Here is a 13,096-nt window from a genome sequence, read left to right on the forward strand (position 1 = left end):
GATAGGCAGCTTGTACGACTTGAAGTCGAACGCACTCTCATCTTAAAATTGTCGCCAGTGCACAAAGGGCGTTAGCATCAGATGGCATGCCGCGGCTTGATCCTGTTGTCGCTGGTGCTGGTGCTGGTGCTGGCGCTTGCGACCGGGCGGGTCTCCGCACAGGGCGACGCCGGTACGGTGCCCTCGGTCTCGACCTGCATGAAAATCGGAGACGACTGGGCGGCAGACCGGGAAGCGGCCTGTCTGCGCGAGCTTCGCGACCGCGTCAGTCGCAAGGGGGAGCTGCTGACGATCCGGCTCGACAGCGGCAAGATAAAGACATACCAGAACGACCAGAAGGCGTGCCAAAATGACGACGCGCAGCATTGCGTCCATTTTGCCCTGATCAGCTATCATCCCGAGACGCGTGTCTACGCGATCGGGATCTCTTATTACGAAGGCAGGAGCGTGGAGCTGCTCAGCGCTCGCACCGGTGCAACCCTGAAGCTCAGCGGGGTGCCACACTTCACGCCGGATGGATCCCGCTTCGTCGCCATCGACAACGACTACGCCTATGGCGGCGAACACGATCTCGCGATCGGCTCTGCCGCGAATGGCGAGCTGTCACTGCAATGGCAATCTGCCCCGGCAAATCAGCCGCGCGAGTGGCGATTCGAGCACTGGGTCGACAACGACCACGTCGCGCTGCAGGTGTTTCCCGCCGATAGCGGGCAGAAGTGCCCCGTCGACGATTGCAACGCGTTCCTGGTCCGCTTCGGCCAAGGGTGGACCGTTCGGCCGTCGCCGCTGCCGTGGTAGCGAGGCCATCCCTCTACCAGATCCCCGAGAACAGGATATCCAGCGCCATCTCCGGCCAAAGCGCGGCCAGCGCGCCGAGGCACAGGCCGACGAAGCCGAGCACGAATGCGCCAGCGGTGCCGTAGCGGTTGAAGCCGTAGCTCACGCCGACGGCCGTGCCCAGGATGAGCATGAAACCGGCCCAGATGACCTGAATCACGATCTTGATCGTTTTCAGCATGCGGTCTCGACGCGTCCTGATGCCTGGCGCTGACGTTGCCTCTCATCCATCCGTCGTCGGGCGGTCTCATTGTGCAGCAGCGAAGTCCATCACATGATCGCGATGCGATCGTGTTGCGAGCGCTTGTCGTTCTCCATGGGCTGCCTTACTCCTGCCAGAAGCGGACTTGTCGACTCTCGCGAGACAAGCGGGATCGTCCGCGCATCAGGGAGGTGCACTTGAACAAGCTGATCCTCGCGGCTGTAGCCACAGCCTTCACCACGATCGTCACCCCGCTCACCGCCGCGCCGCTGCCCGAGGCGAAGCCCGACGAGGTCGGCTTCTCGCAAGCGGGCCTTGCGCGGATGGACGATTTCTTCGCCCGCGAGATCGCGGCCAAGCGGGTGCCCGGCGCGGTGGTCGCGATCGCGCGCGATGGCAAGCTCGTGCACTACAAGGCTTACGGCCAACTCGATCCGGTCAAGGGCACGCCGATGCCCCTCGATGCCATCTTCGCGCTGGCGTCGATGACCAAGCCGATGGCCGCGGTCGGCGCGCTCACCTTGATGGAGCAGGGCCGCCTGCCGCTGCAGGCGAAGCTCTCGGACTATTATCCGGGATTTGCCGACATGAAGGTCGGCATCACGCAGGAAGATGGAACGCTCCAGCTCGCGCCGCAGGCCCGCCCGATCCTGATTCACGATCTCTATCGCCACACTTCCGGCCTGATGTATGGCGGCCGGCCCGACAGCGCGAGCCCGGTGGCGCGGCTCTATCCGGACGGCATTGCGCCGGCGATCGAAGGCGACACGCAGGCCTTCATCGAGCGCATCACCAAGCTGCCGCTGGCGCATCAGCCGGGCACGCAGTTCGAATACGGCTTTTCCATCGACGTGCTCGGCGCCGTCGTCGAGAAGGTCAGCGAGCAGCGGCTCGGTGAGTATCTGTCGGCGAACCTGTGGAAGCCGCTGGGCATGGCGGACGCGACGTTCGCGCCGACGGAGGCGCAGCGGCCGCGGCTGGCGCGTCCGTTTCCGAACGATCCGGTCACCGGCAAGCCGCAGGCGATCCGGCTCTTGGATACCCCGACCAAGTTCGACTGCGGCGGCGCCTGCTCGTTCGCCACCATCGGTGACTACCTTCGCTTCGGCCAGATGCTGCTCAATGGCGGCGAACTCGACGGTCAGCGCATCCTGAGCCCCAAGACCGTGCACCACATGACCTCCAATCATCTCGGACCGGAGATCAAGAACACGGTTGCCATCATCGAGCCGCACCGCGCCGGCTTCGGCTTCGGGCTCAGCGTCGCCGTGCGCACCAGCGAAGGTCTGTCGGCGGTGCCCGGCAATCCCGGCGAGTTCAGCTGGAACGGCGCCTTCGGCACGCAGTTCTTCTGCGACCCCAAAGAGCGCCTCGTCGTCGTGGTCGGCACGGCCGCGCCCGGGGACTTGCGCAAATATTATCGCGAGCAGGTGCAGGACATCGTCTACGGCGCCATGGTACGATGATCCATGCTCATCGTTCATCATCTCGGCAAGTCGCAATCCGAACGCATCGTCTGGCTCTGCGAGGAGCTGGAGATTCCCTATGAGTTGAAACGCTATGCGCGCGACGCCAGCACCATGCTGGCGCCGCCGGACTACAAGGCATTGCATCCGATCGGCTCGGCGCCGGTCATCATTGACGGCGACCTCGTGCTCGCCGAATCCGGTGCGATCGTCGAGTACATCAGCGCGAAGCATGGCCATGGGCGGCTGCGCCCAGGTCCGGACGATCCTGGATTCGCCGACTTCCTGTACTGGTTGCATTTTGCCAACGGCACTTTGCAGGCCGGCATGGGCCGTATGATGCTGTTGAACCGGCTTGGTCTCGCCGAGGACAATCCTGTGCTGCTGATGATGCGAAGCCGTCTCGATCGCGCCTTCGCAGCTGTCGAGGCGCGCTGCGGCGAGGCGGACTATCTGGCCGGAAGCACGCTCACCACCGCCGACATCATGACGGTGTTCTCGCTCACCACCATGCGCTACTTCCTGCCCTACGATCTCGCACCCTTCCCCAACATCCGCGCCTATCTCGCACGGATCGGCGCCCGCCCGGCCTATCAGCGCGCCATGGCCAAGGGCGATCCGGGGATGGAATTGTTGTTGAGTTGATTTCTGGAGCGTTTGTTAGGCGATCATCCTGACGGCTCGCTCGGGTGAGGGGTACAGGTCTTTCAACGAACACTTCCCGTGCGTCTGCCCCTCACCCCAACCCTCTCAGCGCGAGCGAAGCTCGTCGCGCCCCCGTAAGAAGAAGGCGAGGGGCCGACTATCTCTGCCGCGATAGCTCATGTCTCTTGTTCGGACGCGTGTGCTCCCGCCACCATCGGTGTGGGGTCGGAAAAGAGTTCATCGCCGGCATCTCAAAACACACGAGGGTTCGCGCCCTCACTTCTGCCGCTTGCGGCTCCAGTCCAGGAATGAGCGATACAGCTCCTCCTTCTCGGCCTTCGAAGTCGGTGCCTGGGCCTTCGAGGCAAGGAACGCCTCGAAGCGCTCCTGTTGGGACAGGCTGCCGGTCGCGGCGGGCGGCAGGCCGACATCGGCTTCCTTCTTCATGCGCTCCAGAACGGCGTCGACATAGGGATAGCGCTGCCAGCCCGGCACCTGGGCTTCGAGATTGAGATCCTTCCAGCCCGGATGGAACGGCGGCTGCTGCAGCCGCGCGAGATTGGTGAACAGCGTATCGACGAAGCGGTTGACGCGGTCGGCGCGGTCGCTGCCCGGCTTCCAATTGTACACGGCCAGCACCGAGGGGACCGCGATGGTCTCGACGGCGGTATCGGGCGCCAGCAGCGCCGGATAGTTCTCGGCCTTGATGCTGGTCGGATAATAGAAGTCCGAGAACTGGTTGGTGTAGGGGATGGGCACGAAGTGAAAGCCGGGGTCGGCCTTCATGCTGCTGAACACCTCGCCGGGCTTGGATGCGACATAGACCATGGCGGCGATCTCGCGCTTGTGCAGCTTCTCCAGCGCGACGGGGCCGCCGACCGCGACGGGCTCGATGTCGATGCCGAGCCGCCGGAAGATCAGCGGTCCGGTATGCGCGGCCGCGACACCCGCGGTGCCCACCGCGATCTTCTGGCCCTTCAGATCCTGCAGCGACTTGAACTCGTCGCGGGCATAGATGTGCACGTCGGAGATGAAGAACCTGAGCACGTAGCGGATGCGGTCGTTGATGTTGGTGAGGCCGGCCTGCCTCGCATAGAAATCGAACGCATCGGCATAGGTGATCGCGACGTCGACGCCTCGGAGATAGAGCAGGTCGGCGATGTTCGAGGTCGTGCCGCGCGTGACCATCGGGATCAGGCGCATGTTGTCGCCGTCATCCATCGTCCGTGCCATCTCGCTGGCAAAGCGCACGAACCCGCCGTCGGGCAGGCCGGCGGCGAGGCCGACGGTCCACTGGTTCATGCGCGCCTTGATGGTGGCTTCGTCCGAAACGCTGCGCGGTTCGGGAGCACGGGCCTCGATGACCCGCGTTTCAGGCGCCCGTCTTTCCCTCTCCGGCGCGCGCGCCGGTCTGAGGGAGAGCGGGGCGGCGGGTTGCTCCTGAGCCCACACCGCGCTGTTGGAGGTGAACGAGTCAGCAGAGATCAATGCCAGCGCCATCAGCGCTGGACCAGCGAACGTTCGACGCATGACGGTATTCCCCCGATCGCGTCTGCTTGCGCGTCCCCGCGAACAGACTGTGATGACCGCTTCAATCCAAGGTCGTAGTTGAGTACGACTTAAACCTGGCGGATTTGCGGCGACGACTACCTAAGGTTTCAGATAGCTCCAGCCGCTCTCCTGCAGTTCCATCAGCCGCACGGCGCCGGAGGGCACCAGGCTCGCCTCGGCGACGATCGCGATCGCGTGACCCTCGCGCTTCTCCATGCCGCGCTTGGTGACGTTGCAGGCGGAAAACCTGATCTTGGAGGGAAAGCTGAGCTCGGCGATCTGTTTGAGCCGGTCCTTCACCGGCGAGGTGTCCTCGCGCAGCATGTTCAGCCCGGGCCCGTAGGTGACGAGCTCGATCTCGACCTCCTCGCCCTTTTCCTTGTAGGTCTCCATGATGTTGCTGGCGTTGTTGAGCGCCAGATTCATGATCGCGGGATCGTTCTGATCGACCTGGATCGAGACGTGGTGAATCTTGACGTCGGCGGCGAGGCTCATGCCGGCCGAGGCGATCAACAGCGCGCCGGCGGCCGTCAATGTCGTGAGAGCGATGCGCATGCCAGGACTCCAATGTACGCTACAGGGCATTGGGATGTGGCCATGATCCGCCACAACCTCAGCTGCCATTCGATGGGCCCCAATCATGGCGACACTATGCGCTGCCGACGCGGCGTGGCCGCACGGCCGCCGCGATGGCGGTGATGAGGGGCGCGGTGGGTGATGACGGTGATGGTGACAGCGAGTGAAGGGTGACGAGAGAGATGAAGGGGTGAGGGGCGTGATCGAGCACGTCGTGAGGACCACCGTCGTCGCCACGCCCACCGCTGTCGTCCCTGCGAACGCAGGGACCCATAGCCACTACTGTTTGCTGTTGCGCTCGGTCTTCGCCACCGTGCCCAACTGATAGATTCCGCGGTATGGGTCCCTGCGTTCGCACTAAGGTTTCTACACGTCTGGCGCGACAGATTGACTCGGGAAGTCATGATGTTGTGCCGTCTTTGCGGGTTGTATGATTCCATCTCCGATGCTTGATTCAAGGGAGCATCGGAGATGGAGCGAGAGCCGGATCTGTCACTGGGGGAGTTTGGCGACGTTCGCCTCGATAAAAGGGGGCAGCGTTCGTCCAGGCTATGCTTTGCACGCGCAGCGTCTGCCTGCGCCGGATGGCGCAGGGTGACTGGGCCGCGTACATGGCGTACTGGCGGTTTGTGAACAATCCGCAAGTCACGATCGATCGGCTGATTGAAGGCTGGAGCCGGCAGACGGCGACTGTGGTCGCGGGGCGGCATGTGCTGGCGATCCAGGACACCAGCGAGGTCAAGTTCCAGACGCGGAAGGGGCGGCGGCGCGGACTGGGCGAGGTCGGCAAAGGCAATGCCCGTGGCGTGCTGTTGCATGCGATGTTGGCGGTCGATGCCGACAGCGGCGCCTGCCTCGGTCTCACCGGCGGCAAGGTGTGGACGCGCCGGGGCAAGGTGAAGGTGCCTCACGACCAGCGGGAGTTGGCCGACAAGGAATCGGCGCGCTGGGTGACGACCGCCGAACAGGCCTGTGACGTTCTCGCTGCCGCACGCATGATCACCGTCGTCAATGATCGCGAAGGGGAGTTCTTTGCGCATTGGGCTTTGACGCCGGGAGACAACGTCCACCTGCTGACGCGAGCCATGCACGATCATGCGCTGGCCGATGGCAGCACACTCTACCAGGCGGTGGAGCGAGCGCGCTTCTGCGACAAGGCGATGATCGACCTGCCGCAGCGCATGGATCGCCGCGCCCGCCAAGCTCAGCTCTCGCTGCGGTTCGGAACGGCCGAGCTCAAGCGGCCGGCGCGCCCCGGCGTGAAGGGCCTGCCGGAGCGCGTCGAAGTCAGCTTCGTGGAAGTCGTCGAATTGCATCCTCCGAAAGGGGCTGAGGCCGTTCATTGGCTGCTCTTGACCACTCATTCGATCGCCAAGGCGTCCGACGCTTGGCAGATCGTCTCCTGGTACAAGCAGCGCTGGATCATCGAACAGCTCTTCCGCTCGCTGAAGACCCAAGGGTTGCAGATCGAGGACAGCCAGCTCGAAAGCGCCCAGGCCCTGATCAAGCTCGTGGCCATCGCCACCAAAGCAGCCTGCATCGTCATTCAGCTCGTTCAGGCTCGCAACGGCGGTCAACAACTGCCGATCGAATGCGCCTTCACTCCGGAAGAAATGAAGGCCCTGGCGGCCATCAACAAGACGATGAAGGGCAGGACCAAGCTTCAGGAAAACCCTCATCCTGCCCAAACACTCGCGTGGGCGGCATGGATCATCGCCAAACTCGGCGGATGGACCGGCTACGCCTCCCATCGGCCTCCCGGGCCCATCACCTTCCACAACGGAATGAGTCGCTTCCAAATCCTCGTCGCCGGCAGAGCCCTCCAAACCGTGTAGAAACCCTAGTGCGTTCGCAGGGACGACAGGGGAATGTGTGGCTGCGCGTCGTAGTCAATGAGATGCGTGACTCTCGCATCAGCAACTGCACGACGGGCAATCCGCGCATGTCTGCCATCTGCAAACTGCCCGTCGCGTTACGATGTCGCAGGCTGCGCGGCTTGTCACGTCGGGCAAATCAGGCCGATGTTTCCGCTCGTCCTGCTGCCGCATGAGGGGCGTGTCGCGACCGTCACGAGACGTTGGCAGTGGGATGCGATGGGCGTGTGTCGACGCAGCGTTGAGTCATTCGCGCGGACGAACGGCGATGCACGTACGGTCAAGTCGCGTGGTCCTGACACCCCGATGCTGGTGTCCGGCGGCAAGGCGCTTAAAGCGCGTTGTCGTCCATGGTGGCCAACAAGCCCGGCGCACCAGGGAGATCGCGAAGCAGCCGTTCAAACCGTCGCACAGGGGAGGCCGGGCGTGTCCGGCTGCACCTGTGGTACCTGCCGCCTGCATTTTGTTCGCAGGCGGGCCACGGGCGTCAGCCGACGCCCGGCCTTCCCTGTGCCCTCTGTCTTGAGGGGGCGATCGAGATCAACAGCTCGGACGCTCTGCGTCGCGAGGATGCGAAGCCATGTCCGATGCCGAGTCCATGTTGATCCGCTCTGGAGGGGTCTGCCCTGTAGCGATCTGCCCGGCCGTCGCCCACCCACACCTGTCATCGCCCGCGCAGGCGGGCGATCCAGTACGCCGCGGCCTCTCGGTTCAAACACTGCCGTCACGGCGTACTGGGTCGCCCGGTCCCGTCTTCGCCTTCGGCTTCGACGCGGCGACGGGCACGCAGGGCGCGCCGGAGCTTCAGCGAAGGCGGCAAGCCGGGCGACGACAGCGAATGAAGGCGACGGTGTCCCGCCTCAATCCACGCGCCGCCGCTGGCAAAATCACCGCGTCATGGTTACATTGCCCCAGCGAAGCTGCGACGCGCGTCCGGAACCAACATATCCCCGGGGCCTTATCGATCCTTAAGGGAACTGTCCCTGCCAGGTCCGTGGACCTGGACACATGGTGCCCACCTACTTTCGTAGGGAACTCCGGGATCGAGCGTTTCAACGGCGATTGCGGCTTCGCGCTTCTCTCTCGTCTTCCGTCTTCTTTGCCCCTCCGGTTGCCGACCTGCCGCGTTTCTGAGAACGTTCGATCGCCCGCCAGCCGCGGGTGGAGGTCAAATCGCATGCCGATGAAGGCCGCTCAGCACACCAAGCAGCAGTTGCGGACGGCCGCGCTCGCCGCGCGCGACGGATTGAGCGACGAGGCGCGGGCCGCGGCGGCGCAAGCGATTGCGGCGCGCGGGTTGCCGTTCGCGATCCAGCCGGGGGCGGTGGTTTCGGGCTATGCGCCGATCCGCAGCGAGTTCGATCCTGCGCCGCTGATGCGCGAGCTGGCAGCACAAGGTGCGCGGCTGGCGCTGCCGGTGGTCCTGGCACGCGGCCATTCGCTGTCGTTCCGGGCCTGGTCGCCGGGCGACCGGCTGACCATGGGCGCACTCGGGATTCCCGAGCCATCGCCGGTTGCGGCCGAGCTGGTGCCGGACGTGATGCTGGTGCCGCTCGCAGCCTTCGACCGCACCGGCCATCGCATCGGCTATGGCGGCGGCTACTACGACTACACCTTTTCGCACCTGCGGAAGGCGCATCACGTCATCGGCGTCGGCCTCGGCTTCGCCATCCAGGAAACCGCTGTCGTTCCGGCCCTGGCCCACGACGCGGCGCTGGATTATGTGCTAACCGAGCGCGAGACCTTGGATTTCCGGAGCAGTTGATTTGCGAATTCTCTTCGTCGGCGACGTTGTCGGCCGGGCCGGCCGCAGCGCCGTCTCGGACAACCTTCCAGGCCTGGTCCGCGACTGGGCGCTCGATCTCGTCATCGTCAACGGCGAGAACGCGGCCGGCGGATTCGGCATCACCGAGGCGATCTACCAGGAGCTGGTCGATGCCGGCGCCGACGCGGTCACGCTCGGCAATCATTCATGGGACCAGCGCGAGGCGCTGGTGTTCATCGAGCGCGCGCCGCGCCTGGTTCGGCCTGCGAACTATCCGGCGGGCACGCCCGGCCGCGGCGCTGCGCTGATCGATGCCAAGAACGGCGCCCGCGCGCTGGTGGTCAATGTGCTCGGCCGCGTTTTCATGACGCCGTTCGACGATCCGTTCGCGGCCGTCGGGCGCGAGCTCGGCGCCTGTCCGCTGCGCGAGGCGGCGGATGCTGTTGTGGTCGACGTGCATTGCGAGGCCTCGAGCGAGAAGCAGGGGCTCGGCTATTTCTGCGACGGCCGCGCCAGCCTCGTCGTCGGCACCCACACCCACGTGCCCACGGCCGACCACCAGATCCTGCCGGGCGGCACCGCCTACATGACCGATGCCGGCATGACCGGCGACTATGATTCGATCATCGGCATGCAGAAGGACGAGCCGCTGCGCCGTTTCCAGTCGGGCATCCCGTCGGCGCGGTTCGAGCCGGCGATGGGCGAGGCGACCTTGAGCGGCGTCGCGGTCGAAACCGACGATGCCTCGGGGCTCGCCGTCAAGGTCGCGCCGGTGCGCATCGGCGGCCGGCTGTCTCCAGCCAGGCCTTCGTTCTGGGGGGCGTGAGAGCTGGCGTCAGGCCTGGAGGCGAAAACCCATCCGGAACGCGCCCCAATGGCGGCCCTTGATGACGATCGGCGCCGACAGGTCCTTCATCAGCACGAACTGCCCGCCGCCCATGTCGCGGCGGTAGGTCTGCAGCAGGAACGGCTTGTTGCTGGCAGCCGCGACCTTCTTCACCGCGCGGTCCTCGAACAGCCGGCGATTGCGGCAGTTGGCGTTGTTCCAGACCGGGTCGGGCCCCTGCGGCTTGCGGTAGTTCGGATTGTGCGTCGGCAGGTAGCCGCCACGGGCCCAGGCGACGCAGAACACGATGCGCGGATCGCTGCCCTGGATCGGGTCCTGGATCGCGGGCAGGACGCGGTCGGTGAATTCGACGTAGCGCGTCATGTACTGCTTGGGATTGGTGCCGGGAATCTCACGATAGTTCTCGTCCATCAGGTCGGCGAGCGTGATCTCGCCGCGGTCGATGGCGGCCTCGAAAGTCGCCGAGATCTGACGCGCGGTCTCGACGACGGCCTTGATCAGCGGCGCGTCTGTGGTCTGAACGCCGCTCTCGGCGATCAGCCCGATCAGCGCCTCGGAATGGTCGAGCAGCCTGGCGATGCGGTTGTCGGCCTGCTTGAGCTCGACCGAGGACTGGTCGACGCCCTTGGCGAGCTCCGCGAGCTCGCTGATGACCGTGTCGCAATGCGCGAGATTGGAGGTCGCGGCCTTCGCCACGCCATCGATCTCCTGGCCGACGCTGGTGAAACCGTCCTGGACGCGGACGATGATGCCACCGATCTGCTGGGCGCCTTCGCCCGCGGTCTTGGCGCGCGACGAGGCCTGGCCGCTCTCGCCGAGCAGGCTCTTCACCTGCGAATCCAGCCCGCGCAGGGTGTCGCCGATCTGCTGCGTGGCCTGTCGCGTCGCCTCGGCGAGCGACTTCACCTCGCTCGCGACCACCGCGAAGCCGCGTCCGGCGCTGCCGGCGCGCGCGGCCTCGATGGTGGCGTTGAGCGCCAAAAGGTTGGTCTGCTTGGCGATCGCTTCGATCGCGACCGAGACCTTGGCGACCTGCGACAGCGCATCGCCGACCGAGCCGAGCCGCTGCTCGATCCGCTCGACCGAATCGACCAGCTCGGAAATGTGCCGCACCGCGGTGTCGACCACGTTGCGCGACTGCGCGATGTCGCCGACGGCGGCCGAGGTCGCGGATTGCACCGCCTGCGAGGCGGTGGCGATGTCGTGGTTCGCGGCCACCATGGTCTTGGCGGTGGCCTGCAGATGGCCGAACCGCTGCGACTGGTAGCTGACGCGGTTGGCGACCTCCTGGACGTTGCCGGCGACGTCGGCAAGCTCGACGCCGAGGCCGCCGATGCGGTCGGCGATCTCGTCGATCAGCCGCTCGGCGCCGGTGCGCGCGTCGTGACTTTCCAGGATGGCGCGTTGCGCAACGGACATTTCCAGGCTCCCGGGCTTGAAGAGTTCGACAGGATGTCGGCAGCTCTCCGCTTCAGCTCACAATTTATAGGCGGTGCGAAAGCCGCCCCAGTGCCGGCCGCGGACGCGGATCGGCACGTCGATTTCGCGCATCATGACGGTGTTGCCGTTGCCCATGTCGCGCGCGTAGCTCTGAATCAGATAGGGCCGCTGGTTGCGGCCGGCGGCGAGCCCGGCCGGATCGTTGAAGATGCGGCGGTTGCGGCTGTTGGCGGTGTTGAAGGCGACATCGCCCGGCCGCTGCGGATGCGAATAGATCCGGTTGTGCACCGGCAGATAGCCGTTGCGGTCGATCGCGACGCAGAATGCCATGCGCTGATCCTTGGCCAGGAAGGCCTCCTGGAACGACGGTAGCGTGCGGTCCGCCCAATCGAGGATTCGGCTGCGATGCTGCTGCGGATTGGTGCCCGGGATCTCGACATAGTTCGTATCGAACATGTCCTCGATCGTGATCTCGCCGCGTGCGAGAGCGCTTTCGAACATGCGGTTCAGCTCGGTGCCGGCCTCCATGGCACGGGCGACGAACTCGTTGTTCTCCTCGTGCAGCGCCCAGAGCTTGTCCTCGATCTTCTCGCGAAGATCAGCGCCCGGCGCATCGAACCGCGCCTGGGCGCCGGCCTTGGCCTGCTCGGTGACGCGCAGCCGGCAGGGACCGACATCCTCGAGCACGGCGTCGAAGCGCTCGTTCACGGGCAGCCGGCTCGCCTCGGGGCCGGTGATCAGCACGCCGTCGTTGGAGATCTCGTAGACCTGTGCCGGGATCGTGCGCGCGCCCGACTTGATCTCGAGCTTGAGATGGCAGGGCAGGCGCTCGTTGCCGCTGCGCGCCGCGCGATCGCCCTGCCGCAGCAGCACGGCGCAGCGCGCCTTCAGCTTCTGGGCATACATCGTCACGGCACGGCCGGCGCTGGTGACGCGCTCGCCATAGCTCTCGGCCTGCTGGGTGGCGCTGCCGATGTCGGCGGCGCTGTCGACCACCGAGGAGATGAAGAGCGATGCCTGCGCCGCGCTGTCCGACATCGCGCCGGTGGTCTGGTTCTGCTCGGCGACGGCGCCATTGACGTTGGCGAAGACGGGGCGGATCGCCTCGATCGCTTGCGCAATGCGGTGCACGGCGTCGGCCGAGCCGGCGGCGTCCTTCTGCAGCGCTTCGATCTTGCGGGTGATCTCCTCGGTCGCGTTCTGGGTCTGCACGGCCAGCGCCTTGACCTCGGTCGCGACCACCGCGAAGCCGCGGCCGGCCTCGCCCGCGCGGGCGGCCTCGATCGTGGAGTTGAGCGCGAGAAGCGTGGTCTGGCGTGCGATCTGGGAGATCAGGTTGACGACATTGCCGATCGCCGCCGAGGATTCCCGCAGCCGGTCGACATTGGCGCGCGCCTCCCGCGCGGCGGCGCTGGCCTGGTCGGCGAGCTGGCCGGCGTCCTGAACCTGGGACCCGATGCCGTGCGCGGACTGCGTCACCTTCTCGGCGGCCTGGGCGAAGGTTGCTGCCGTGCCCTGCGCGGCAGTGCTGCGGCTGCTCAGTGCGTCGGCGCGCTGGCGGATGTCGGTCAGCGTTCCCGCTGTCGCCTCGGCTCCACTGGCGACCGCATTGGCTGCGCGTTCGAGCTGGCGAATCATGCCGCCGAGTTCCAGCTCGAGCAGATCGAGGATGGCCTTGGCCGAATCGGTTTCGGACGCCGCCGGCAGTTCGGGCGCAGCCGCCGGCCTGGCCTCGACCACGGGGGCGGGCGCAGGGGCACGTCTTGCAAAGAAACCAAACGCCATGGGGTGGACGCCAGACCGTGTGAAAAGGTGCAGAGGCGCCGCATCCTTGCACTTGACGGTGAAGCCATGGTTAACACTTGGCTTATGGCGGAAGGCGGCCCGGTCGTC

The 13,096-nt window shown here is 65.7% G+C and carries 11 protein-coding genes and 1 other RNA gene; 7 read left to right on the plus strand and 5 right to left on the minus strand.

Features of this window, described 5'->3' with window-relative positions:
- Positions 1-96: 96 nt before the first annotated feature.
- Positions 97-798, plus strand: coding sequence for a hypothetical protein (locus tag S58_RS06100; RefSeq protein WP_160167584.1), 702 nt, complete (start codon positions 97-99; stop codon positions 796-798).
- 13 nt (positions 799-811) lie between these two features.
- On the opposite strand, the gene S58_RS06105 is transcribed toward S58_RS06100, so the two are convergent.
- On the minus strand, positions 812-1,018 hold the full coding sequence (locus tag S58_RS06105) for a hypothetical protein (RefSeq protein WP_015664381.1): 207 nt from the start codon (positions 1,016-1,018) through the stop codon (positions 812-814).
- A 218-nt stretch (positions 1,019-1,236) separates the two neighbouring features.
- Here S58_RS06105 and S58_RS06110 point away from each other — a divergent pair, with 218 nt between their 5' ends.
- Both S58_RS06110 and S58_RS06115 read left to right on the plus strand, forming a co-directional pair.
- Complete coding sequence (locus tag S58_RS06110) at positions 1,237-2,505, plus strand: serine hydrolase domain-containing protein (RefSeq protein ID WP_015664382.1); 1,269 nt, start codon at positions 1,237-1,239, stop codon at positions 2,503-2,505.
- Positions 2,506-2,508: 3 nt separating this feature from the next.
- Entirely contained in the window at positions 2,509-3,150 is a 642-nt protein-coding gene (locus S58_RS06115) for a glutathione S-transferase family protein (RefSeq protein WP_015664383.1), read from the plus strand.
- Between the two features lie 276 nt (positions 3,151-3,426).
- Here the strand turns inward: S58_RS06115 and S58_RS06120 are convergent, their stop codons facing one another.
- Together S58_RS06120 and S58_RS06125 are read right to left on the minus strand one after the other, a co-directional pair.
- Complete coding sequence (locus S58_RS06120) at positions 3,427-4,680, minus strand: TAXI family TRAP transporter solute-binding subunit (protein ID WP_042338850.1); 1,254 nt, start codon at positions 4,678-4,680, stop codon at positions 3,427-3,429.
- 120 nt (positions 4,681-4,800) lie between these two features.
- Positions 4,801-5,256, minus strand: coding sequence for a DsrE family protein (locus tag S58_RS06125; RefSeq protein ID WP_015664385.1), 456 nt, complete (start codon positions 5,254-5,256; stop codon positions 4,801-4,803).
- A gap of 605 nt (positions 5,257-5,861) precedes the next feature.
- Between S58_RS06125 and S58_RS06130 the strand changes: the two genes are divergently transcribed.
- The 4 genes from S58_RS06130 to S58_RS06140 all read left to right on the plus strand — a co-directional run bounded on the left by S58_RS06130 (position 5,862) and on the right by S58_RS06140 (position 9,742).
- Positions 5,862-7,112, plus strand: a complete 1,251-nt coding sequence (locus S58_RS06130) for an IS4 family transposase (RefSeq protein WP_244440677.1) — start codon at positions 5,862-5,864, stop codon at positions 7,110-7,112.
- A gap of 953 nt (positions 7,113-8,065) precedes the next feature.
- Positions 8,066-8,226, plus strand: a non-coding RNA gene (ssrS, locus tag S58_RS35965) — 6S RNA.
- Between the two features lie 108 nt (positions 8,227-8,334).
- Positions 8,335-8,916 carry a 5-formyltetrahydrofolate cyclo-ligase gene (locus S58_RS06135; protein WP_042340584.1) on the plus strand — a complete coding sequence of 194 codons (582 nt, stop codon included), beginning with the start codon at positions 8,335-8,337 and terminating at the stop codon, positions 8,914-8,916.
- A gap of 1 nt (position 8,917) precedes the next feature.
- Positions 8,918-9,742, plus strand: a complete 825-nt coding sequence (locus S58_RS06140) for a TIGR00282 family metallophosphoesterase (RefSeq protein WP_015664387.1) — start codon at positions 8,918-8,920, stop codon at positions 9,740-9,742.
- Between the two features lie 9 nt (positions 9,743-9,751).
- On the opposite strand, the gene S58_RS06145 is transcribed toward S58_RS06140, so the two are convergent.
- Together S58_RS06145 and S58_RS06150 are read right to left on the minus strand one after the other, a co-directional pair.
- Positions 9,752-11,182 carry a methyl-accepting chemotaxis protein gene (locus S58_RS06145; protein WP_015664388.1) on the minus strand — a complete coding sequence of 477 codons (1,431 nt, stop codon included), beginning with the start codon at positions 11,180-11,182 and terminating at the stop codon, positions 9,752-9,754.
- A gap of 57 nt (positions 11,183-11,239) precedes the next feature.
- Entirely contained in the window at positions 11,240-12,988 is a 1,749-nt protein-coding gene (locus tag S58_RS06150) for a methyl-accepting chemotaxis protein (protein WP_015664389.1), read from the minus strand.
- Between the last annotated feature and the right edge of the window lie 108 nt (positions 12,989-13,096).

Origin of the sequence: Bradyrhizobium oligotrophicum S58 (genome assembly GCF_000344805.1) — a bacterium.
GTDB lineage: Bacteria > Pseudomonadota > Alphaproteobacteria > Rhizobiales > Xanthobacteraceae > Bradyrhizobium > Bradyrhizobium oligotrophicum.

Excerpts from the sequence above, each read along its gene's own strand:
- S58_RS06135 (WP_042340584.1), top strand. The coding sequence starts at position 8,335 with ATGAAGGCCGCTCAGCACACCAAGCAGCAGTTGCGGACGGCCGCGCTC.
- S58_RS06120 (WP_042338850.1), bottom strand. The coding sequence starts at position 4,680 with ATGCGTCGAACGTTCGCTGGTCCAGCGCTGATGGCGCTGGCATTGATC.
- S58_RS06115 (WP_015664383.1), top strand. The coding sequence starts at position 2,509 with ATGCTCATCGTTCATCATCTCGGCAAGTCGCAATCCGAACGCATCGTC.
- S58_RS06125 (WP_015664385.1), bottom strand. The coding sequence starts at position 5,256 with ATGCGCATCGCTCTCACGACATTGACGGCCGCCGGCGCGCTGTTGATC.
- S58_RS06130 (WP_244440677.1), top strand. The coding sequence starts at position 5,862 with ATGGCGCAGGGTGACTGGGCCGCGTACATGGCGTACTGGCGGTTTGTG.
- S58_RS06150 (WP_015664389.1), bottom strand. The coding sequence starts at position 12,988 with ATGGCGTTTGGTTTCTTTGCAAGACGTGCCCCTGCGCCCGCCCCCGTG.
- S58_RS06145 (WP_015664388.1), bottom strand. The coding sequence starts at position 11,182 with ATGTCCGTTGCGCAACGCGCCATCCTGGAAAGTCACGACGCGCGCACC.
- S58_RS06105 (WP_015664381.1), bottom strand. The coding sequence starts at position 1,018 with ATGCTGAAAACGATCAAGATCGTGATTCAGGTCATCTGGGCCGGTTTC.